General features: G+C 64.5%; 17 protein-coding genes, 7 pseudogenes and 1 other annotated feature. Of the genes and pseudogenes, 11 read left to right on the forward strand and 13 right to left on the reverse strand.

Annotation, left to right across the window (positions count from 1 at the left end):
- Window positions 1-65: 65 nt before the first annotated feature.
- From BSZ14_RS16585 to BSZ14_RS16600, 5 genes are all read right to left on the reverse strand, one after another.
- Window positions 66-716: a hypothetical protein gene (locus BSZ14_RS16585; protein WP_076711777.1), complete on the reverse strand. Its 651-nt coding sequence runs from the start codon at window positions 714-716 to the stop codon at window positions 66-68.
- A 292-nt stretch (window positions 717-1,008) separates the two neighbouring features.
- The gene (locus BSZ14_RS16590) at window positions 1,009-1,590 is read right to left on the reverse strand and encodes a recombinase family protein (RefSeq protein ID WP_047867230.1); all 582 of its coding nucleotides are present in this window, start codon (window positions 1,588-1,590) and stop codon (window positions 1,009-1,011) included.
- A 142-nt stretch (window positions 1,591-1,732) separates the two neighbouring features.
- Window positions 1,733-2,788 carry a sensor histidine kinase gene (locus BSZ14_RS16595; RefSeq protein ID WP_076711778.1) on the reverse strand — a complete coding sequence of 352 codons (1,056 nt, stop codon included), beginning with the start codon at window positions 2,786-2,788 and terminating at the stop codon, window positions 1,733-1,735.
- A 173-nt stretch (window positions 2,789-2,961) separates the two neighbouring features.
- Window positions 2,962-3,108, reverse strand: a complete 147-nt coding sequence (locus BSZ14_RS19745) for a hypothetical protein (protein ID WP_158069225.1) — start codon at window positions 3,106-3,108, stop codon at window positions 2,962-2,964.
- Window positions 3,109-3,147: 39 nt separating this feature from the next.
- Window positions 3,148-6,042, reverse strand: a complete 2,895-nt coding sequence (locus BSZ14_RS16600; protein WP_076711779.1) for a Tn3 family transposase — start codon at window positions 6,040-6,042, stop codon at window positions 3,148-3,150.
- Window positions 6,043-6,136: 94 nt separating this feature from the next.
- Between BSZ14_RS16600 and BSZ14_RS16605 the strand changes: the two genes are divergently transcribed.
- Window positions 6,137-6,766: a recombinase family protein gene (locus BSZ14_RS16605; protein WP_066478108.1), complete on the forward strand. Its 630-nt coding sequence runs from the start codon at window positions 6,137-6,139 to the stop codon at window positions 6,764-6,766.
- A 122-nt stretch (window positions 6,767-6,888) separates the two neighbouring features.
- Here the strand turns inward: BSZ14_RS16605 and BSZ14_RS16610 are convergent, their stop codons facing one another.
- Complete coding sequence (locus tag BSZ14_RS16610) at window positions 6,889-8,031, reverse strand: MFS transporter (RefSeq protein ID WP_231733184.1); 1,143 nt, start codon at window positions 8,029-8,031, stop codon at window positions 6,889-6,891.
- Between the two features lie 285 nt (window positions 8,032-8,316).
- On the opposite strand from BSZ14_RS16610, the pseudogene BSZ14_RS20350 reads away from it, so the two are divergent.
- Window positions 8,317-8,412 (forward strand): annotated as a pseudogene (locus BSZ14_RS20350) (integrase catalytic subunit); the annotation flags it as partial.
- A gap of 6 nt (window positions 8,413-8,418) precedes the next feature.
- Here the strand turns inward: BSZ14_RS20350 and BSZ14_RS16615 are convergent.
- On the reverse strand, window positions 8,419-8,730 hold the full coding sequence (locus BSZ14_RS16615; RefSeq protein ID WP_241823804.1) for a hypothetical protein: 312 nt from the start codon (window positions 8,728-8,730) through the stop codon (window positions 8,419-8,421).
- A 37-nt stretch (window positions 8,731-8,767) separates the two neighbouring features.
- Here BSZ14_RS16615 and BSZ14_RS19895 point away from each other — a divergent pair, with 37 nt between their 5' ends.
- From BSZ14_RS19895 to BSZ14_RS16625, 3 genes and pseudogenes are all read left to right on the forward strand, one after another.
- Window positions 8,768-8,929 (forward strand): hypothetical protein, encoded by a 162-nt coding sequence (locus tag BSZ14_RS19895; RefSeq protein WP_198930550.1) that lies wholly within the window; start codon window positions 8,768-8,770, stop codon window positions 8,927-8,929.
- A gap of 38 nt (window positions 8,930-8,967) precedes the next feature.
- Window positions 8,968-9,327, forward strand: a pseudogene (locus BSZ14_RS16620) (IS6 family transposase); the annotation flags it as partial.
- Between the two features lie 58 nt (window positions 9,328-9,385).
- Window positions 9,386-9,724: pseudogene (locus tag BSZ14_RS16625) on the forward strand (transposase); the annotation flags it as partial.
- 240 nt (window positions 9,725-9,964) lie between these two features.
- Here BSZ14_RS16625 and BSZ14_RS16630 read toward each other — a convergent pair.
- From BSZ14_RS16630 to BSZ14_RS16645, 3 genes and pseudogenes are all read right to left on the reverse strand, one after another.
- A pseudogene (locus tag BSZ14_RS16630) lies at window positions 9,965-10,627 on the reverse strand (IS110 family transposase); the annotation flags it as partial.
- 39 nt (window positions 10,628-10,666) lie between these two features.
- Window positions 10,667-11,895, reverse strand: a protein-coding gene (locus tag BSZ14_RS16635) for an IS3 family transposase (RefSeq protein ID WP_089413675.1) whose coding sequence is annotated in 2 segments (ribosomal slippage) — window positions 10,667-11,607 and window positions 11,607-11,895 — 1,230 coding nt in all. Because the reading frame shifts where the segments join, the coding sequence is not laid out codon by codon here.
- Window positions 11,498-11,614 (reverse strand) — a sequence feature (AL1L pseudoknot). (Overlaps the previous gene by 117 nt.)
- A 53-nt stretch (window positions 11,896-11,948) precedes the next feature.
- A pseudogene (locus BSZ14_RS16645) lies at window positions 11,949-12,314 on the reverse strand (IS110 family transposase); the annotation flags it as partial.
- Between the two features lie 67 nt (window positions 12,315-12,381).
- Between BSZ14_RS16645 and BSZ14_RS16650 the strand changes: the two are divergent.
- Both BSZ14_RS16650 and BSZ14_RS16655 read left to right on the forward strand, forming a co-directional pair.
- A pseudogene (locus BSZ14_RS16650) lies at window positions 12,382-12,819 on the forward strand (IS5 family transposase); the annotation flags it as partial.
- A gap of 18 nt (window positions 12,820-12,837) precedes the next feature.
- Window positions 12,838-13,197 (forward strand): annotated as a pseudogene (locus BSZ14_RS16655) (DDE-type integrase/transposase/recombinase); the annotation flags it as partial.
- 695 nt (window positions 13,198-13,892) lie between these two features.
- Here BSZ14_RS16655 and BSZ14_RS16660 read toward each other — a convergent pair.
- Together BSZ14_RS16660 and BSZ14_RS16665 are read right to left on the reverse strand one after the other, a co-directional pair.
- A complete protein-coding gene (locus tag BSZ14_RS16660; RefSeq protein WP_083748311.1) occupies window positions 13,893-14,699 on the reverse strand; it encodes a DeoR/GlpR family DNA-binding transcription regulator in 807 nt (268 codons plus the stop codon).
- A gap of 12 nt (window positions 14,700-14,711) precedes the next feature.
- Complete coding sequence (locus tag BSZ14_RS16665) at window positions 14,712-16,274, reverse strand: glycerol-3-phosphate dehydrogenase (RefSeq protein WP_076711782.1); 1,563 nt, start codon at window positions 16,272-16,274, stop codon at window positions 14,712-14,714.
- Window positions 16,275-16,430: 156 nt separating this feature from the next.
- Between BSZ14_RS16665 and BSZ14_RS16670 the strand changes: the two genes are divergently transcribed.
- The 4 genes from BSZ14_RS16670 (at window position 16,431) to BSZ14_RS16685 (ending at window position 20,044) form a co-directional block, all read left to right on the forward strand.
- Complete coding sequence (locus tag BSZ14_RS16670) at window positions 16,431-17,243, forward strand: MIP/aquaporin family protein (RefSeq protein ID WP_076711783.1); 813 nt, start codon at window positions 16,431-16,433, stop codon at window positions 17,241-17,243.
- Window positions 17,244-17,260: 17 nt separating this feature from the next.
- Entirely contained in the window at window positions 17,261-18,760 is a 1,500-nt protein-coding gene (gene glpK, locus BSZ14_RS16675; RefSeq protein ID WP_076711784.1) for a glycerol kinase GlpK, read from the forward strand.
- Window positions 18,757-19,500, forward strand: coding sequence for a triose-phosphate isomerase (tpiA, locus tag BSZ14_RS16680; RefSeq protein WP_076711785.1), 744 nt, complete (start codon window positions 18,757-18,759; stop codon window positions 19,498-19,500). Before glpK ends, tpiA begins: the two co-directional genes overlap by 4 nt.
- Before the next feature lie 295 nt (window positions 19,501-19,795).
- Window positions 19,796-20,044, forward strand: a complete 249-nt coding sequence (locus BSZ14_RS16685; protein ID WP_076711786.1) for a hypothetical protein — start codon at window positions 19,796-19,798, stop codon at window positions 20,042-20,044.
- On the opposite strand, the gene BSZ14_RS16690 is transcribed toward BSZ14_RS16685, so the two are convergent.
- Window positions 20,019-20,558 (reverse strand): transposase, encoded by a 540-nt coding sequence (locus tag BSZ14_RS16690; RefSeq protein ID WP_198930548.1) that lies wholly within the window; start codon window positions 20,556-20,558, stop codon window positions 20,019-20,021. The two genes, BSZ14_RS16685 and BSZ14_RS16690, sit on opposite strands and share 26 nt — an antisense overlap.
- Between the last annotated feature and the right edge of the window lie 84 nt (window positions 20,559-20,642).

Below are 20,642 nucleotides of genomic sequence, written 5' to 3' on the forward strand. Positions count from 1 at the left end.
GATGCCACCACGTGAGTGGACCATGGCCAAGGCACAGTTCGCCGTCATCTTCGGCGAACGCTTCATCAGGGCCATGGCGGCGTAATGTTCAGCCGCCCGCCCGCACACGAAATTCCTGACACTCCCACCTGGAGGAAGGCAATGCCCTCAACCATGCGGCGCAGATCGTCCATTTTCTCAGCGATGGCGCCCTGCTCGATAGCTTGCTGCCCGCGCTTGCGCACGAACCGGACGCTGGCGAGGTCCGCTTCATCATCGATCAGCAGCACCTTGCGCTTTTGCAGATCGGCATGGGCCTCCATAAATTCGATTAGGCGGTCAAGATTCTGCGCCTGCTTCTTCGCCACAATGACGATTTTGCGCTTCAGCTCGCTGCGCGTCAGCTTACCAGGCAACTTCATGATATCGAGAACGATCATCTCGTCCTCGTCTATGAACTCGGCAAAATCGGCGCTAAGGCGGGCAACGGTCTGCGCTGACAAGGTCTTGGTGCCCTTGGTCAGCACCAACGCGATATCGAAATCCCGATCGAACGCACGCGCAATCGCCCCCACGAACCCGCGCGTTTTGCCCGACTGGATTTTGCCCAGGAGCATCCCCGGCCGATCACCGGTCGTATCGACATCCTCGAGCTGGTTGACGACGCGCTCGATGCACGCGGCCAGCTCGTCGCTATCGCCGCGGGTCTGCCTCAACCGAGCATAGAACCCCGTCATTGTTCCTCCCCCTTCGCTGTTCATGAGTTGCGCTGGCTCGTAATATAGGCGCCCCGCAACGTACCTTACAGCATCAGCTTCTCCGCCTCCGCAATCACAGGTTCTGGGTCGCCGAAGCGGTATTCTGCTAGGTCTTCGCAGTCGGTCTCGCTGAGCGGCATCTTACTATATTCGCCTTGGCGGAGCGCGTCGAGGTTCGTGACGAGAGCGACACGCTGGTGTTCCAATGGCCTCGCACCGTGAAGGTGGCCTCACAATCGCCGGCATAATCGGACGCGCGGGTGGCTAGGCATCACCCTTCGGTGCTGGACGCGGCCTCCCGTTCGCTCGCCGGGAATTGCCGGTAGAAGGTAGAGAGGCCGACGCCCAGCAGCTTCGCGACCCGCGCCGGTTTCTCGCCCACGGCGAGCAGTTTGCGGGCCGTGTCGATCCTGTCGGGTGTCATCACCAGCTTGCGCCCTCCCCCCGTGCTGCCCTTCTCGCGCGCCGCCGCCAGCCCGGCGATCGTCCGCTCCTTTACCAGCTCGCGTTCCATCTCCGCGACCGATGCGAGGATGTGGAACAGGAGCCGGCCCGATGCCGTCGACGTGTCGAACCCATCCGTCAGCGATCGAAAGTCGATCCCCCGCTCAGACAGGTCCGCAGCCAGCGCGATCAGACCCTGGATCGAGCGGCCGAGCCGATCGAGTTTCCAGATTACCAGCGTGTCGCCGGCGCGTGCGAAGCCCAGCGCCTCGACCAGCCCCGGCCGGTTGATCTTCGCACCGCTCGCCTTGTCGGTGAACACCTTCTCGCACCCGGCCTTTGCCAGTGCATCGAGTTGCAACGTCAAATCCTGATCGGCCGTCGAGACACGCGCATAGCCGATCAGCATCTTTCCCGTTTCCCCGTCAAAATCGGCAGTTTCGGGAATTGTAAATCGGGAACAGGTTTTGGGAAAGCGGAACCCGCAGGCGTCCGTCAGCGCGATCGGCGGCTCGGCATTCCCGTCACTGGTTCCCAAACGGGAAAGTCATTCAGAGCGGCATGGCTGCCAAGGTGTTTGGGGGTAACGTCAGCGTCGCCGACGCGCCGTCGCGCGCTTCAAGCCAGAAGCGGCCACCCTGCCCACGAGCCAGCGTGGTCGCAATCCTCAGGCCCAGGCTGGTGCTGGTCTCGGCATCGAAGTGTGCGGGAAGGCCATGCCCATTGTCGTGGATCGTCACCCGCGGCCCTCCGTCAGCGGCTTGCGTGATGCCGATGACGATGCGGCCGCTTTTGCCGTCAGCAAAGCCATGTTCAAGCGCGTTGGCGACGGCTTCGGCGACGATCAGGGCGGTGGGGATCGCTGCATCGGGCATCAGCCGCAGGCGATCGTCGCCGGTGACGTTGAGTGTGACGTCGTGCCGGCCACTGGCCTCGACGACGCTCAGACACAATTCGGTCAGGAACGGCACGAGCGGCTGTGACGCGCCTGACGGATCGTAGAGCTGGCGGCTGATGCGGCCGATCAGTGCAAGTCGCCCTGCCGCTTCATCGAGCGCCGTCCGCTCGCCCGTGTCGGTGAGTTGACGCTTCTGCATGGTCAACAGGCCGGCCGCGACCTGGAGGTTGTTCGACACCCGGTGCTGCAACTCGCGGAACAGGAGTTCGCGGGTATCGGCGAGCGACCGGTTCACCTCGCGCTCGGCCGCGAGCTGACTGTTCGCGCGTTGCATCCAGTGGACCAGCGCGAGATCGGTTACGACGACGAACAGGTAGAAGGCCAACGCGAACCCGGTGCCGCGGGTCAGCCCGAAGCCGTCCGGGGGTATGAAGCTATACCAGGCCAGCAGCCCGCACAGCAGGGCCGACACGCTGCCGAGACGGACACCGAACAGGAAGGAGGTGATGATCACCGCCGGAAAGAAGGTGACGTAGGGAAAGCCGGGCGGCAGCAGCGGATCAGCCGCACTCCTCAGCAGCCAGGCCACCACCACGATCGCGAGCATGGTGATGGAGCCCGCCACCGGGCGATCGCGCGCGACGGGAAGTTGTTCGATCCAGCGAGCGGTTTTGCGGCGGGAAGCAGCAGAGGTAACGGGATCGATCATAACCCTTCGGGTACGATCTTCGATGGCCTGCGTCACCTCTGCTCCCGTGAGGTGTCGCATACGCCAAGGGCGCGAGCTGCCTGAAGGTGTCGGTCATATTGCGGGCCTGGACACGCAGGAGCAGGGCATCGCGGCTTGTCTTCCCTGGCGAAAGCGCGGCGTCCGCCATTCCGTCAGGCGACTGCCGTCCATGCCCGGATGCCGTGCGCGCTGCCGCTGTGCAGGTAGGCGGCGTCGAAGCCGGCCAGTTGGTGCAATCGCGACACGTCAGGTATGGCGACCCGCCGATTCGCGGTCTCGACCAGCGCGTCCTCGCGCAACAGCTGGGGGTCAGTTCCGGCTGAGGGCGAAATGACACCCTAAGCGCTGACGTCCTTGGGCCAGAGGTATTCGCCGGTGAGAAGGATGTGCGCCCACCCGAGCGGCGAGACATGCGCCAGCAGATGATCCGGGGTATCGAGTCCTTCGCGACGCCGGGCCTCGACAGCATGGCCGAGTTGCAGGGTGTTCCAGTAGACGATGATGGCGGTGAGCAGGTTGAGGCCCGCGATCCGGTAGTGCTGGCCTTCGGTGGTGCGATCGCGGATCTCGCCCTGGCGACCGATGCGCAGGGCGTTCTTCAGCGCATGGTGCGCCTCGCCCTTGTTGAGGCCGACCTGGGCGCGGCGCTGCATGCCGGTGTCGAGGATCCATTCGATGATGAACAGCGTGCGCTCGATCCGCCCGACCTCGCGCAGGGCTGCGGCTAGGTCGTTCTGGCGCGGATAAGCGGCGAGCTTGCGCAGGATCCGACTTGGCGCCACCTGTCCGGCGCTTATGGTGGCGGCGCAGCGGAACAGGTCCGGCCAGTTGGAGACGATCAGTGCCTCGCGTGCCTTGCCGCCCACCAGCGGGCGCAGTTCGGTTGGCGTGGCGGCGGGGGCGAACACGTACAGTCGCTTGGACGGCAGATCGCGGATGCGCAGCACGAGCCGGTAGCCGAGCATGGCGCTGATTCCGAACAGATGGTCGGTGAACCCGCCGGTATCGGCATACTGTTCCTCGATCCGCCGTCCGGCCTCATTCATCGTCAGCCCGTCGAGCAGATAGGGTGCCTCGCTGACGGTCGCGGGAATAGTGCGCGATGAGAATGGCGCGAACCGGTCGTTGACGTGGGTATAGGCCTTGATGCCGGGATCGTTGCCGTAGCGGGCGTTGACCGTGTTCATCGCCTCGCCCTGCCGCGCGGCGGGGTAGAACTGACCATCGGCGGATGCCGTGGTGCCCATGCCCCAGACCCGCGCCATCGGCAGGTCGCCTTGCGCGGCGACCACGGCGGCCAGCGCCTGGTTGATCGCCTCACTCTCGACATGCCAGCGCGCGAGGCGGGAGAGCTGCCAGTAATCATGGGTGTTACACGCCTCGGCCATCTTGCGCAGGCCGAGGTTCAGCCCCTCGGCGAGCAGTACGTTGAGCAGGTCGATCCGGTCGCCGCACGGCACGCCGGTGCGCAGGTGGGTGAAGGCTTCAGTGAAGCCGAGTGCGGCATCGACTTCGAGTAGCAGGTCGGTGATGCGGACAGGCGGCAGGCGACGGTACAGGTCGAGCAGCAGTTCCTCGATCCCGCCTGGCGGGTCGGCGGTGAGACGGTCGATGCGCAGCGTGCCGTCCTCGATACTGCCATGCGGGATCGTCCCATTGCGCGCGGCGCGACCGAGCCGGGCGAGGCCATCGGCAAGCCGGTCCTTGCGGTCGGCTAGCCAGACATGCGGATCGGACGGGACTGCCAGCTTCATGGTACGCGCGACCGTCATCGGCACTAGGACATGGCGCAGGTCGCCATAGCGATGCGAGCGCTCGAGCCAGATGTCGCCCGAGCGCAACGCGTCGCGCAGGTGGAACATCACCGCGACTTCACGCAGCCGCGCATCGTCACCGCCCTTCAACCGCAGCTGACGACGCCATTTGGAATGCGGGCGCAGGAAGTCGTCGGCCGCCGGCAACTCGCCTTTGGCGGCGATGGCGGTCACCGCGTCGAGCAGGGGCCGGGCAACCGGCGCGGCTGCGAGGTCGAGGCAGCGCAGCATACGCGGCGCATACCGGCGGAAGCGGTGATACCCCTGATCGACATGCGCCAGCGGATCGTCGCCGAGCGTGTCGGTCAGCGACCTGGCCGTCGCAACAAGACGGTCGAGCCGGTCCCATCCCGCGCGTGCGACTGCATCCTCCAGCGATGCGCCGTCGCCATGAGCGTCGAGCAGTGATCGGCCGAGCGTCGCGAAACCGTCCAAGGTTGCGGTGACCGCACCTCTGGTTTCCGCAGTACGCGCATCGTACAGCTGCTTCGCCTCGCGCCAGGTGCGGCCGACGATCCGGTCATGCGTCTCGATCACGGCGTCGGCGGTCGCGGCGGCCCATTCGATGACACAGACCGCAAGGATAGCGCGGCGCCGATCGGCGTTTAGGTCGCGCAAGCCATCGGCAAAATAGCGTTCGCCCTGCCGGCGCAACCGGGCGACGCGGTGCGGCGGGACGCCTGCGAGCAGGTCAGCGCCGAGGTTCATCGTGCGTAGGAACTCCAACCGGTCGAGCAGCCGGTTCGCCGCGGCGGAATTGTTGCCCGGCTCGATCCGGCGCAGCCAGATGAAGCGACTGATCGCACCCGGCAGCATCTCGGTCGTCAGCTGGTCGAGCCGCGTACAGGCGACGCGATCGAGGCGCGTGGCGATCCGCTTCTCTATATTCCGCTCGGCCGCGACCAGCGCGTCCGCGCACAGCCGCTCGATGGTGGTGATCGCCGGCAGGATGGTCATGGTGTCGCGGCAGCGGGCGATGAAGCGCCGCGCGAGATCGTCATTCGAGCGCGCCTGTTCGGCTTGGCCAAGCAGCCAGTCGCGAAACGCCCGGGCCGGCGCCCCCTGACCGGAGAACATCCTGTACCCGTAGCTTCGGCGCAGCACCTCTAGATGCTGCTGGCGCGTCTGGCGGCGAACAGCATAGCGAAGGAGCGTGTCACCGGTGATGCCGAGTTGGGCTCCAAGGAAGGCAGACACTGCGAGGGGGATGATCTCGCCCGGTGCCAGCATCCGTCCGGGATAGCGCAGCGCACACAGTTGCAGCGCGAAGCCGATCCGGTTCTCCGGCCTGCGTCGTCGGTTGATGTGGATCAGGTCATCGTCAGCCAGAATGTAATGGGGGAGCAGGGATGCCTCGTCGGTCGGCAGGTCGAGCAGCGCCGATCGCTGCCGGGCGCTCAGGATATGGCGTCGCGGCATGAGGCATTGTCCCAGTTGATCAGAAGTCTGTTTTGGACAACACTCACCCCACGCAAATCAAGGGTTTTTGAAGCCTGATTTCAGGAAGGTTCAATTGGGACAACGCGCCGCCATCTACGCCAGGGTCTCGACCGCCGACCAGTCGTGTGAGCGGCAGCTGCGTGACCTCGCCGGTTTCGCCGAGCGTGGCGGCTATGAGGTCATCGACGTTTTCCGCGAAACCGCCTCAGGGATGAAGGCCAACCGCTCGGCGCGCGCCGAAGTGATGAAACTGGCGCAGGCCCGCCACATCGATGCGATCCTTGTCACCGAACTCAGCCGGTGGGGACGCTCGACCCAGGACCTGCTCGATACGCTGAACCGGCTGTCGGGTTGGCGGGTATCGGTAGTCGCGATGAGCGGCATGACGTTCGAGGTCGATACACCGCACGGGCGAATGATGGCTACGATGCTCGCCGGCATCGCGCAATTCGAGCGCGACATGCTGAGCGAGCGCGTTCGGTCCGGTCTCGCCGCGGCGCGGGCGCGGGGTCGCAAACTCGGGCGACAGTCCGGCGACCGCCCCAAGTCCGACCGGCTCGCCCCCAAGGTGCTGGCGCTCGTTGCCGAAGGTCGCAGCTATCGTTGGATCGCGCGCGACCTCGGCCTCAGCAAGAACACCGTCGCCGCGATCGTGGGGCGGGCGCGGTTGGACACGGCCCCTGACATTGAAATAGCAGAGTAATCAGTTTTCACCTCCCGCCCCCGCCGAGAGGGCGCCAGTCGCCCCATATCGGCCTGTCGCTGAAGCTGCCGTACATTCATCGACCAGCAGATTGGGTGCCGCTTGTCGGACGCGACGCCAGTCTAACGGGCAAACCTGCTGAACAACCCCCATCCCGCCAAGCCGGCGGCTGTACCCAGCGTACCGGCAATCAGATAAGCACCGACCGCGTTGCTCGGGGTGAACAGCCCACCCGTGACATAGCCAATGATGACGGCGCTGCTCGTGACTGCGCCGTAAATAGCTGCAACCTTCCCATGGTGGTCGGTCGGCGTTTCGTTTTGCAGCATCGTGCGTACCGCCACATTGTGCACGCTGTTGGCAACTCCGCCGAATACGAAAACCATCCCGATCAACATGATGGTGGCCGCGCCGACCAAAGCGGCGCTGCCGATCACCAGCATGGTTACGCCAATCATAGTGGCCGCAACGAAAGCCAAAGGAGCAGGTCGGCGCATCGGCCGCGCACCTGCCGCGAGAGCGCCCAGGATCATGCCGGCGGCCCAGCAAGCGGTTACCAGGCCAAATGCGAGGGGGCCTTGCTTCAGCGTCACTGTGATCAGGAACACGAATGCTACATCTGCGATGGCAGAGGCAAAGACCTCCAAAGCCAGCGATCCTGTCATCACCGTGATCCGCCGGTTGCGGAGGATCGGCCAGTACTCGGCGAGCAATGTACGAGGTTCCTGCTCATCCGGCGCTATCGGCCGGCGCAAGCCGCTGGCCAGGATCACGGTGGCGAGCAAGACGTAGCTGGCAGCATCAATGAGCAAAGCACTGCGCGCGCCGATCCACGCAATCAGGATACCGCCCGCTACCGGACCTGCAAGCATCCCAACACCGCGCACAAGCTCAAGCACGGAATTCGCGCGGCTGAGCGGCATGCCAAGTGCTGTCGCCAGTACGGGTATAAGCGCGAAGGTCGCCGTTCCGCTGATGGCGAAGCAGATGCTGAGCACGCTTGCGCCAACGAGCGTCGGCAACATCGCCGTGTTGCCGGCAATCCAGGCGAGAAGCGCCGCTTGTGCTAGGCCGGTGACGACAAGTATTCTGCCAGCATCACGCCTATCGACAAAGCGACCGATGAACGGAGCAGCGATTAAACCAGGTAGCAGCTGCGCAATCAGCAGCATGGGCACGGCAAAACGCGTCTCGTTCTCGGCAGCCCGAAACATCAGAGTGATGAGGGAGATCTCGTCACCAATGGTGGAGACAGTTAAGGTCACCAGCACAAGCCAGCCCCAGCCCGATCTGATCCGTACAGCTACCGTCCCGGGTCCCTCCATAACAGGCATTTGTCTGAGGCCGGGTGCTGAAGCAACTTATTTGCCCGGCGGGCGCTCGACCGGAAGATATTCAGGGCAGTGCTTCCGCAAAGCCCGCTGCGTACAGAAAAACCGGGCGAACTCGAGATGGCAGCGAGTAGAGGATCGCTGTCGGAAAGCCACCAGTCCGTTCTCCAGCCAAACCCGGCCATTTCGCTTAGGGTGTCATTTCGCCCTCAGCCGGAACCGACCCCAGAAGCAGCTTCGCCGCCATTGCCGCCTTCCGGTTCCGCTTCGCTCCACCTCCAGGCGCCAATGGCAACGGAGGCGACAATGCACTAACAATCATCACGGACCACTCAGTGGGGGCCGGTCACCATCGACTGCCGAAGACGACCGGACTTCAAACGCAAATACGTGCGCCTCCTTTTTACCTTGCGGCAAACTATCGAGCACCGTTCTCGCCTCATGACCTAGCCACACGATGCGCGGACCCGTTTTCGAGTCTGTCAGCTTCAGCTTCCGCCCTTGAACTTCGCCCCAAGTCAGATTGAGAATTTCGCCGCGCCGGCAGCCCGTCAGCGCCAGCAGCGATATGACCGCGACCTCCAACGGCTTCTTATCACGAGCGTCAGCCAGCGCCTTCCCGAGCCGCGCCATTTCGTCCTCACTCAGGAAGCGCTCGATTTTGCGGCCCTTGTTTCGTCTGATGCCACGAAACGGGTTTGCCGGCGTTGTCGAGCAGGATCGACAAAACCTCGGCATAATCGACCGGGTCAAGCGGCAGCGCTACGCCCGTGCAACCCGCGGTATCGAGGAAGAAGCGCTTATCGGGGCTCTGTTGCAAAAATTGGCGTGATGCCGATCTGGCGGCTTTGAGCTGGAGGCGGAGCGGGCGTGAACGATTTCAAATGGCGGCATTTTAGGGGTGAGATCATTCTCTGGGGCGTTCGTTGGTATTGCAAATACGGCATCAGCTACCGGAACCTTGAGGAAATATTGGAGGAACGGGGCGTCAGTGTCGATCACACAACGCTGTACCGCTGGGTTCAGCACTATGCGCCCGAGATCGAGAAGCGTTTGCGCTGGTACTGGAAGCGGCCGGGGCTTTCACGAAGCTGGCGCGTCGACGAGACGTACATCAAGGTCAAAGGCAAATGGGCCTACCTCTATCGAGCGGTCGACAAGGAGGGCGACACCATCGACTTTTACCTGTCGGCGACGCGGAATATGAAAGCCGCCAGGCGCTTCCTGGGGTCAGGACCCATTGATCTGAGCGGCTCGATCTGATTCAGGCTCCGTGAGGAGACAGAGGATGAGCGACCTGTACTGGCTGACGGACGAGCAGATGGCGCGGCTCGAACCGTATTTTCCCAAGAGCCACGGCAAGCCACGGGTTGATGACCGGCGAGTGTTGAGCGGCATCGTTTTCGTCAACCGCAACGGGCTGCGTTGGTGCGATGCCCCTCGGGAGTATGGCCCACACAAGACGCTCTACAACGGGTGGAAGCGATGGGGCGAAAGGGGTGTCTTCCTCCGCATAATGGAAGGACTGGCAGCCGCGAGCGCCACGCCGAAGACGATCATGATCGACGCGACCTATCTGAAGGCGCACCGCACGGCGTCCAGCCTGCGGGTTAAACGTATGGCTCGCCCCGTCGGCAAGCGGTTTGTGTCTGATGTTCTGAGCAGTCTGCGAAAACGTATCCGGCCTTTCGACGCGAGGTCGTTGGCCAAGATGGAGATCCGCGCGTCCTGGTCCTCATAAAGGGGCCGGCATCGAGTGCCATTTTAAGCCATAGGGTTCCAGGTCACCGGTCGACTGTCAGGCCATCTTTCACTTACCTCCCGCAGACATCATCCAGCCGGTGCAAGGTGCATCGGCTGATCTCGTTCACGCCGCTTGTGCGGCTGGATCGTAAGTACGCTCATGACGCAGGAGCGCCCAGACGATGCGCGCCATCTTGGCCGCTAGCGCCACCACGACGGTGTTGTGATGGGAACGCGACAAAAGGCCGCGCAGCCAGGCGCCGAGTCGTGTGTCGCTCTTGCTCATCGTCGGTAGTGATGCCCGGGCACCCTGGATCAGGTTTTTCCGCAGATAGCGGCTTCCGCGCTTGGTGATGCCGAGCAATCGCGGTTTACCCCCGGTCGTTGCTTGACGCGGCACGAGCCCAAGCCAGGCGGCAAGATCCCTGCCCCGTGCGAAAGTTCGAGCGTCGCCAACTGCAGCTACCAGCGCCGTCGCGTTCAGCGCGCCGATACCAGGAATAGTCAGGAGGCGCCGCGTTCGCTCATCCGAGCGGGCAGCCTCGGTAAACTCGGCATTGAGATCTGCGATCCGGTCATCAAGGGCAATCCAGAGCAGGCGCATATCACTGACGAGCCGATGGATACGAGAGCCCAGCACTGGCTCGTCACCATCGAGCATCTCACCCAGCCGGACGGCAAGCTTTGCGCGTCCTTGCGGGACTATGTAGCCGCGCTCCAGAAGAAGACTCCTGATCTGGTTCATCAACGAGGTGCGATCACCGACAAGCTGGTCACGGATGCGGTATGAAGCGTCCCGGATTTTCCGGAGGCAGTTTGGTTTGAGTCACGCCGCGATAGCGGTTTCCTGCTGGGCGGCATAGTATTCAGCTTCGGCCTCGGCAGGCGTGACGTAGCCGATCGGGCCGAAGAGGCGTTGGTTGTTGAACCAGTCCACCCACTGCAACGTCGCCATCTCGACAGCGGCGAGGCTCGGCCATGAGCGCTGCCGCCAGATGACCTCGGCCTTGAACAGGCCATTGATCGTCTCGGCGAGAGCATTGTCGTAGGAATCCCCGACGCTGCCAACCGAGGGCACCAGTTTTGCCTCTGCCAGGCGCTGGGTGTAGCTCATGGCGAGGTATTGCGAGCCCCTGTCGGAATGATGGATGAGACCATCGTCGGCGGTGGGACGCCGGGCATGGATGGCCTGCTCGAGGGCATCCAGCACGAAGCCGGCGGTAGCACGGCTGCTGACTTTCCATCCGACGATCCGGCGGGCGAACGCATCGATGACGAACGCCACGTAGACGAACCCCGCCCAGGTGTGGACGTAGGTGAAGTCCACGACCCACAAGGCATTCGGGCGCTGGACCTTGAATTCCCGATTGACCTTGTCGAGTGGACATGGAGCCTTGCGATCCGGAACCGTGGTGATGCAGGACTTGCCACGCCGGACACCGGCCAGCCCCATCGCCTTCATCAGCCGCTCGACCGTGCATTTGGCGATGGTGGCGCCCTCGCGCAGCAGCTGCCGCCACACCTTGCGCGATCCGTAAAGGCCAAAGCTGGCCTCGTGGACGCGCCGGATATGGTCCTTCCGCTCGTCGTCACGCCGGGCGCGAGGAGAACGTTTGCCCGGATCGGCCAGGCGCGCGGCGTGTTGATGATACGAGGAGGGGGCGACCGCCAGTTCCTGGCAGATCGGCTCGATCCCCAACTCCTCCCGATGAGCGTCGGTGAACGCCATCTTCATCGCCCGGGGCGGTCGAGCTCCGCCATCGCAAAATATGCCGACGCCTTCCGAAGGATCTCGTTTGCCCGGCGGAGCTCCTTCACTTCCCGCTCGAGCAACTTCAATCTGGCACGGTCATCATCGGCCAGTGCCGCTGGTTCCGCGCGCCGGCCAGCGTCGTCGCGGCACCAACGCCGCAGCGTCTCCGCCGTGCAGCCGATCTTGCCGGCGATCGACACCAGCGCGTCCCATTCCGAACGGTGATCCGCCCGGTGCTCGCTCACCATCCGAACAGCCCGCTCGCGGACCTCAGGCGAAAACTTGTTTGTCGTCTTGCTCATTCTCGATGCTCCTACTCACAAGTGGGAGCCTCCAGGAAATCCGGGACGCTTCAATGCAGCGTTTGCATGTCGAGTTGTTCCTCGGTTTTCAACTCGACGAACCGCACGGTCGGCCGTGTTGCCGCTTCCGCGATTGCCTCAGCGTCGCGGTCGTCGTTCTTCTGCGCCTTAACGTATGGACGGACATATTCCGGCGACATCAGCCGAACGGCATGGCCTTGTCGTGCCAGCGCCCGTCCCATGTGATGAGCTCCGCAGCAGGCCTCCATCGCTACGACGCAAGCCGGCAGGCCTGCGGCGTATGTGATGACCGTGTCGCGGCGCATCCGTCGGCGGACGACGACTTTGCCGGTCGCATCCAGCCCAACCACGCTGCAGCTGTTCTTGCCTAGATCAATTCCCAGAACCGATACGTCCATGACCTTTGCTCCTTCCTCAAACGACCTGCTGTCGTAGGATGACAACGATTCGGATAAGGGGCGAGCCATCCATAAAGGGGGCCTTGGGCGCCTCATCGGTCGCACCAAAGGCGGTATGAATACGAAGCTGCACGCCGTCACCGATGCAGAAGGCAGACCGCTCAGCTTCTTCATGACCGCGGGCCAGGTCAGCGACTACACCGGCGCTGCCGCGCTGCTTGACGATCTACCCAAGGCGCAGTGGATGCTGGGCGACCGCGGCTATGACGCAGAATGGTACAGGGATGCCGTTCAGGCAAAGGGCATAACGCCTTGCATTCCGGGGCGAAAATCCCTGATCATCCCCGTCAAATATGACAAGCGCCGCTACTGAAGCCGGAGCCGTATCGAGATTATGTTCGGTCGTCTGAAGGACTGGCGCCGCGTCGCTACCCGCTACGATCGATGCCCGACCGTCTTCTTTTCCGCTATCGCCCTCGCCGCCACCGTCATCTTCTGGCTCTGATCAATGAGTCGTGACCCTGGGCAAGGCCCTCAACGGTTGAAGGATTGGGAAAAGCCTTTGAAGATCAACACCGATAGAGCGCCCACCTATGGTCCGGCGATCGCCGACCTCAAGAAGGAAGGCAAGCTGCCGGAGGAGACGCTGCACCGGCAGGTCAAATATCTCGACAACGTGGTCGAAGCTGATCACGGCAAGCTAAAACAGCTGATCAAGCCAGTGCGCGGATTCAAGACTTTGACAACGGCTTATGCGACGATCAAGGGATTCGAGGTCATGCACGCCCTTCGCAAAGGTCAGGCGGCCATCTTCCAATATGGCGGCGGCATCATGGGAGAAGTGCGTCTGATCGAGAGACAGTTCAACGTATACACCACCTGAAACCGATCGGGGCAACGGCCGCGCTCAGACCCGCCAGCTTTTTGCAACAGAGCCCTGCACCGAGTATCCGGCGAGAAGCGCGGCAAACGCGATACCGAGGCGTCATCATTGAAAGTGTCGTTACCGCCTATGCCGATCTACTCTACAACCCGCAGGCGGTCGAGGTCGCGCGGGTTGGCATCTACCGGCTCGACGCGCGGGTGTCCGCAATCCGCGCGCGCTGGGGGCTGGGTCAGGCCACCCGTAGCGACGTGGCGCAACTGGAGGCGCAGCGCGCCAGCGTCGTTGTCAACCTTGCCGATGCGAAGAGATGCTGGCGACCGTCGCCGCTGCGTAACGTGTGTTCCCCTGCTGACCGGCGCGCTGGTATCCTCCCGCGTACCACAAGCGGAGGCGATATACCGCGCCGAACGGTTCCAGATCGATACCGCGGTACGCGAAGCTACGCGCGCCGCCGATGCCGCATGGGCAACGCTCGCAGCGGCACGGGGGGGCGGTCGCATCCAGACCGCCTACGACACGAACTTGCCGCAGCAGCGCGACGGTCAAGCCACACCCGCCGAGTTGTCGAAAAGCGACATCGCGTCGGCAATGCTGTCCGCCTTCGACCCCTATCGTCACCATAATCATATCATCGCGACGATGTGCGTTCGGCGATACATCGTCATGACTGCAGCGTGGTCCAGCTGCTATGTTCAACGATCATCCGTTTCGATGACCTTCACGTCCGCTTCCCCGCACGCCGCGGTCAGCGCGGGACCGACCAGATTGTCCGTCACCAGATAATCGATGTCGTGCAGATCGCCGGCACGCACCGGCGCGGGACGCCCGACCTTGCTCGAATCAGCTACCAGGATCACCTTGCGCGCGTGCTGGATGATCGTTCGCGTGACCTGCACTTCGTCCACCGCGAAATCCAGCAGGCTGCCGTCCGGGTCGATCGCGGAGATGCCGATCAGCGCATAATCGACCTTGAACGCGCGGATGAAGTTCATCGCGAGCGCACCGACGACCGCACGGTCGTGGCGACGGACCTGGCCGCCGACCACGACCATGTCGATTCCGTCGCGGTCGGCCAGGATATCCACGACGTTGAGGTTGTTCGAAATCACCATCAGGTCACGATGGTGGACGAGGTGGTTAGCCACCGCCTCGGTCGTGGTGCCGATGTTGATGAACAGCGACACCCCGTTGGGGATCAGCGCGGCCGCGGCCCTGCCGATCGCCGCCTTCGCCCCGGTAGCGACGGCGCGGCGGGTGACATAGTCGATATTGTCGACACCCGATGTTACGACTGCGCCACCATGGACGCGCGACAGCATCGACTTGCGCGCGAGAATGTTCAGATCCTTGCGGATCGTCTGCGGCGTGACGCCAAGCCGGTCGGCCAGTTCCTCCACCGCGACTTTCCCGGCGCTGCGTGCGAGTTCGAGAATCTGGAAGTGCCGGGCGACAATGCCGTCCGCGGTTACGTCCTGCTCGTCGCGACCGGTCGTTTCCACACATGTTCTCCGTCAGGATGCAGCCGACATCCGGTTGCTCGCACCCGACCCTAGCCGATCCGCCAGATAGGCGTCGATCCGTTCGGCGGTACCTTCGGCGACGTGCAGGCCCAGCTTGCCGCGGCGGAACAATATGTCCTCCGCGCTGGTCGCCCATTCGCGGTCGCGCAGATAGTCGATCTCCCGCGCGTACAGCCCGGCCCCGAAATCTTCGCCCAGATCAGCGGGGGTCTGCGCATCGCCGATCACGGTTTCGGTGCAGGTGCCGTAGGCGCGCGCGAGCCGGCGCAGCAACGCGGACGGCATCGCCGGATAGCGCGCCACGAGCGTGGTTACGTAGCGATCGAAATCGGCGTCCGGCATGTCGCCGCCCGGCAGGACGGCGCCCGCCGTCCACGCCTTGCCCGCTTCGGGAAAGAAGGGCGCGAGTTCGCCCATCGCATGCTCGGCAAGCTTGCGATAGGTCGTGATCTTGCCGCCGAAGATGCTTAGCATCGGCGCGCGATCGGTGCTGCCGTCCAGATCCAGCACATAATCGCGCGTCACCGCCGATGCGTTGGCGGCATGATCGTCGTACAGCGGGCGGATGCCCGAATAGGTCCAGGCGATATCGGCCTGCGCGACCGGCCGCTCGAAATAGCGCGCGACCGTCTCCAGCAGATAATCGATCTCGCCCTGGCCGATCGTCGCGCGCCCCGGTGCGCCTTCCCATGCCTCGTCGGTCGTCCCGATGAGCGTGAACCGCTCCTGATAGGGAATGGCGAAGACGATCCGCCGGTCGGGGTTCTGGAGCATGAACGCGTGGGCACCCTCGTAAAGCCGCGGCACGACGATATGGCTGCCCTTGATGAGCCGGACGCCGCGATCCCGGCGCGCGTCGGGCACGTCGCCCAGCACATCGGCCACCCATGGCCCCGCGGCATTGACGATCGCGCGCGCCGTCAGATCGCGCGTCCCGTGCGCATCTTCGATCGTGGTGATCCAGCCTGTACCCTCGCGGCGTGCCGCGGCCAGCCGGGTGTGCGTCAACACCGTCGCGCCGCGATCCGCCGCGTCGCGGGCGTTCAGCGCGACCAGCCGGCTGTCTTCCACCCAGCAATCCGAATAGACGAACGCGCGCGGCGAACCCGGCTTCAGCCCGTTGCCGACCGGATCGCGATCCAGCGAGACGGTGCGGGTCGCTGGCAGCTTCTTGCGACCGCCGAGATGGTCGTAGAGGAATAGCCCCAGCCGCACCATCCAGGCCGGACGCGGCGATTGGCCTTGCGGCAGCACGAACTCCAGGGGCCAGATGATGTGCGGGGCCATGGCCCACAACCGCTCGCGTTCAATCAGCGCCTCGCGCACAAGCCGGAACTCGTAATATTCCAGATATCGCAGTCCGCCATGGATCAGCTTGGTCGATGCCGACGAAGTATGGCTGGCGAGATCGTCCTTCTCGACCAGCGCGACGGACAGGCCGCGCCCCGCCGCATCGCGGGCGATGCCGACGCCGTTGATGCCGCCGCCGACGATCAGGAGATCGACGTCGTGCCGTGCGCGTGAACTTTGTGTGGATGCTGTCTGGTAAACCACTGATCGCCTCCTCATCGCCGGATCGACCGGCAGGGATGTCTGAAAACGAATATGCACCTGCCAATACGAACTTTCAAACGAAAGTGTTGACGTTCGATCGAAATAGCGTGACAATCCGGTCACGAGCTACGAACTCGATGTGGGAGAGAGAGCGGCATGACCCGGCAGGCAATGGCAGGCACCACGTTGAGGGGCGAATTGATCGCCGAGGCGCTGGCGATGGCGATCATCATCACGCTGGGCGATTCGGCGGCGGCGATGCTGATCCTCTACGATCCCAGTCCCTATGCCACCGCCTATTGGGGCGTCTGCATCGCCTGGGGGCTGGCGGTGACGATCGCGATCTACGTCACCGGCGCGGTATCGGGCACGCATGCCAACCCGGCGGTGACGCTGGCGTTGACGCTGTTCCGCGGCTTTCCGCGCGCCAAGGTGCTGCCCTATGTCGTTGCGCAGGTGGTGGGGGCGATGATCGGTGCGGCGCTGGTCCATCAGCTGTTCGGGCCGGTGATCGACGCCTACAACGTCACTCACGGGCTGACCCGTGCGGGCGGCGGTGCCGCCGGCGTGTTCTTCACCGCGCCCGGCGCGCACATCACGCCGCTCCACGCCTTTTGGGACGAGGTGATCCTAACCGGCATTCTGCTGCTCGGCATCTTCGCGATCACCGACGAATTCAATACCTCCGCTCCGATGGCCAACGCCAGCGCGCTCGTCATCGGACTGCTGGTCGCCTGCATCGGCGCGGCGGCCGGCTATCTGGAAGGCTGGCCGATCAATCCGGCGCGCGATTTCGGACCGCGGCTGTTCTGCTGGCTGACCGGGTGGGGCGACGCCGCGTTGCCGGGACCGGACAATTACTGGTGGGTGCCGATCGCCGGACCGCTGCTGGGCGGCGTGATCGGCGCTGGCATGTACCAGTATCTGGTGAAGCCTTATCTGCCGCCGCGCACGAGCGTCGCGGCATGACCTTCAAGGAGAGAGACATGGCCGGCCCCAAGCACATCCTGGCGATCGACCAGGGCACCACCTCCACCCGCGCGATCGTGTTCGATGCCGATGCGCAGCCGGTCGCCACCGCGCAGACCGAGTTCGCGCAGCATTATCCGCACCCCGGCTGGGTCGAGCACGATCCGGAAGACATCTGGCGCGACGCACTGGCGACCGCGCGGGACGCGATCGCGCAAAGCGGCGTCGGCGCGGCCGGCATCGCCGGGATCGGCATCACCAACCAGCGCGAGACCGTGGTGGTGTGGGACCGCGCGACCGGCGAAACGATCCACAACGCGATCGTGTGGCAGGACCGGCGGACCGCCGATCTATGTTCGCGGCTGAAGCGGGAAGGGCATGAACCGGCCGTGCGCGCGAAGACGGGACTGCTGCTCGATTCGTATTTTTCCGCGACCAAGCTGGCCTGGATCCTCGACCATGTCGACGGTGCCCGTCTGCGCGCGGAACGAGGCGAGCTGGCGTTCGGCACGATCGACAGCTTCCTGCTGTGGCGGCTGACGGGCGGCGCGGTGCACGCCACCGACGTGACCAACGCCAGCCGCACCTTGCTGTACGATATCCATGCCCAGCATTGGGATCCGGAATTATGCGCCCTGTTCGACGTGCCGATGGCGCTGCTGCCGGCGGTGCACGACAACAGCCACATCTTCGGCCACACCGCCGACGGCCTGTTCGATGCCGCGATCCCGGTGGCGGGCATCGCCGGGGATCAGCAGGCGGCGCTGTTCGGCCAGGCGTGTTTCGAAACCGGCATGGCCAAATCGACCTACGGCACCGGCTGCTTCATGCTGCTCAATACCGGCGAACAGGCGGTGGCCTCCGGAAACCGGCTGCTGACCACGCCGGCCTATCGGCTGAACGGCAGGATCACCTATGCGCTGGAGGGATCAATCTTCATCGCCGGCGGGGCGGTGAAGTGGCTGCGCGACGGCATCGGCGTCATCACCCATGCGCGCGAGACCAACGACATGGCGACGCAGGTGCCCGACAGCCACGGCGTCTTCATGGTCCCCGCGTTCGTCGGGCTAGGCGCCCCGCATTGGGATCCGGATGCGCGCGGCGCGATCTTCGGCCTGACGCTGGGGACGACCCAGGCGCATCTGGCGCGCGCGGCGCTGGAGGCGGTCGGGTATCAGACGATGGACCTGGCCGATGCGATGATCGCCGATGGCGGCGCGCCGCCCGCCATGATCCGGGTCGACGGCGGCATGGCCGCCAACGACTGGCTGTGCCAGTTCCTCGCCGACATGCTGAACGTGCCGGTCGAGCGGCCGCGGCATCTGGAGACGACGGCACTGGGCGCGGCGTTCCACGCCGGTCTGGCCACCGGCGTGTGGCCCGACCTCGATGCGCTGGCCAGGACCTGGGTGCGCGGCGATTGTTTCGAGCCCAGAATGGGTCCGGCCGCGCGTGCGACCCTGGTCGCCGGCTGGCACGCGGCGCTGGCGAAGACGTTGACCGGGCCGCGGGCATGAGCATGAATAAGCTCGTCGTCGCCAACTGGAAGATGAACGGATCGCGTGAGCTTCTCTCGGCACTGCCCCGCTTTGCCGCGGCGGCGGGGCCGGGTGTCCAAGTGGCGGTGTGTCCGCCGTTCCCGCTGATCGCGCTGGCTGTGGACCGGGGCGTCGCGGGCATCGTCGTCGGCGCGCAGGATTGCCACGCCGCACCTTGCGGGGCGCATACCGGCGCGGTCTCGGCGGCGCTGATCGCGGAGGCGGGCGCGCGGCTGGTGATCGTCGGCCATTCGGAGCGCCGCCGCCAATGCAACGAAAGCGACGCGCTGGTTGCCCGCAAGGCGGCCGCCGCCGTGGCGGCAGGGCTGGGCCCGCTGATCTGCGTCGGCGAGGAGGACGAGGGGGAGGATCCCGGCACGGTCGCGGCGCAGTTGCGCGCGTCGCTGCCCGGTGGTGCGCCGGCGGGCATCGTCGTCGCGTACGAACCCGTCTGGGCGATCGGTTCGGGGCGGACACCCGCGCCATCGCGCGTCGCATCGGTCCATGCCGCCCTGCGCGCGGCATTGATCGCGGCCTTGGGCGATGTCGCCGGGAGGGCGGTGCCGATCCTGTACGGCGGCTCGGTCGATGCGGCCAACGCCGCGGCCTTTACCCGGGAACAGGATGTCGACGGCGTGCTGGTCGGTGGCGCCAGTCTGGACCGCGAGGCATTCCAGGCCATCATCGCCGCGGTATCCGCTACCGTCACGTTCCGGTGACCCGGCATTGAATGACCACGACGACCCCTGCCACGGCGTTCCCGGTCCTTCGGCCTCATGATGACGATCATTGCGCGGGCTCGATGCGACCAGTTCACGATGGCGCAAACACTCAGAGGGGGCCGGTGAGAGGATGTTCGGAAACGTACGCTCTCATGACTGCCATCCGAGACGCTGGCCGAGTTTATTCCTTCGCTGGCCACAAGACCAGCGGTCGCATTGACCTTGGCGGGTGTGCCGCGGGCGCCTGATCGACGACGATTGATCACGCTCTCATCCGCGGGTTGCTGCCGACATGCTCGCAATGGAAGAAGAGCACGGCAGTGAGGACGGATTGTTTGCCGAACTGGCCGAAGACGGTGAGCTGCTCATTAGCGACAAGGCCGCCAGGGCAAGGCTGAAGGAAATCAAGGGCGACAAGACGGCGGCCGCCGAAGTCTTTGCCTTGAACGAATGGCTGAAGCTGGCCGCGCGCGAGATTGTGCAACCTGACGTCTGGAAATTGCCGCGGGGCATGATCACCCATTCCGGCATTCCCATTTGATATAGGCCTTATTATCGGAGGCCCATGTTTCGTCGATCTCGACGAGAACGGCGGAAACGAGGCGTAGGAGCGCCTGGTCGTTGGGGAAGACCCGGACCTTGACGGTGCGCCGCTTGAGCTCTTGTTGGACGGCGCGCTCGATGAGGTTCGAAGTGCGCAGGCGTCGGCGATGATGTTCGGGCAGCGTGAATACAGCCAGGCCTTCGGGAACGGCGTTTTCCAGCCATGTCGCGAGACTGGGGGCCGTATCGCGGTAGCCGGCAACGAGCTCATCGAGCGCGACCTGGGCCTTGGCGAGCGTGGCTGCATTCCACACGCTGCGCAGCTCGGCACCGATACGCTCGCGGATGGCGGTGTTGGGGGCATGGTGGACGGCGTTTGCGGCGAGGTGAAACTGGCAGCGCTGCCAGGTAGCGGCGCCGAGCACGGCGCGGCGAGCGGCACGCAGGCCGGCATGATCGTCGGAGACGATGGGAGTGTCAGGAATTTCGTGTGCGGGCGGGCGGCTGAACATTACGCCGCCATGGCCCTGATGAAGCGTTCGCCGAAGATGACGGCGAACTGTGCCTTGGCCATGGTCCACTCACGTGGTGGCATC

This window comes from Sphingomonas sp. Sph1(2015) (assembly GCF_001970915.1).
Lineage (GTDB): Bacteria > Pseudomonadota > Alphaproteobacteria > Sphingomonadales > Sphingomonadaceae > Sphingomonas > Sphingomonas parapaucimobilis.

What these genes read in the sequence shown, in the direction of transcription:
- BSZ14_RS16585 (WP_076711777.1), bottom strand. Translation starts at nt 716, where the DNA reads ATGACGGGGTTCTATGCTCGGTTGAGGCAGACCCGCGGCGATAGCGAC.
- BSZ14_RS16590 (WP_047867230.1), bottom strand. Translation starts at nt 1,590, where the DNA reads ATGCTGATCGGCTATGCGCGTGTCTCGACGGCCGATCAGGATTTGACG.
- BSZ14_RS16595 (WP_076711778.1), bottom strand. Translation starts at nt 2,788, where the DNA reads ATGATCGATCCCGTTACCTCTGCTGCTTCCCGCCGCAAAACCGCTCGC.
- BSZ14_RS16600 (WP_076711779.1), bottom strand. Translation starts at nt 6,042, where the DNA reads ATGCCGCGACGCCATATCCTGAGCGCCCGGCAGCGATCGGCGCTGCTC.
- BSZ14_RS16615 (WP_241823804.1), bottom strand. Translation starts at nt 8,730, where the DNA reads ATGGCGCGGCTCGGGAAGGCGCTGGCTGACGCTCGTGATAAGAAGCCG.
- BSZ14_RS16670 (WP_076711783.1), top strand. Translation starts at nt 16,431, where the DNA reads ATGACCCGGCAGGCAATGGCAGGCACCACGTTGAGGGGCGAATTGATC.
- glpK (WP_076711784.1), top strand. Translation starts at nt 17,261, where the DNA reads ATGGCCGGCCCCAAGCACATCCTGGCGATCGACCAGGGCACCACCTCC.
- tpiA (WP_076711785.1), top strand. Translation starts at nt 18,757, where the DNA reads ATGAGCATGAATAAGCTCGTCGTCGCCAACTGGAAGATGAACGGATCG.
- BSZ14_RS16685 (WP_076711786.1), top strand. Translation starts at nt 19,796, where the DNA reads ATGCTCGCAATGGAAGAAGAGCACGGCAGTGAGGACGGATTGTTTGCC.
- BSZ14_RS16690 (WP_198930548.1), bottom strand. Translation starts at nt 20,558, where the DNA reads ATGTTCAGCCGCCCGCCCGCACACGAAATTCCTGACACTCCCATCGTC.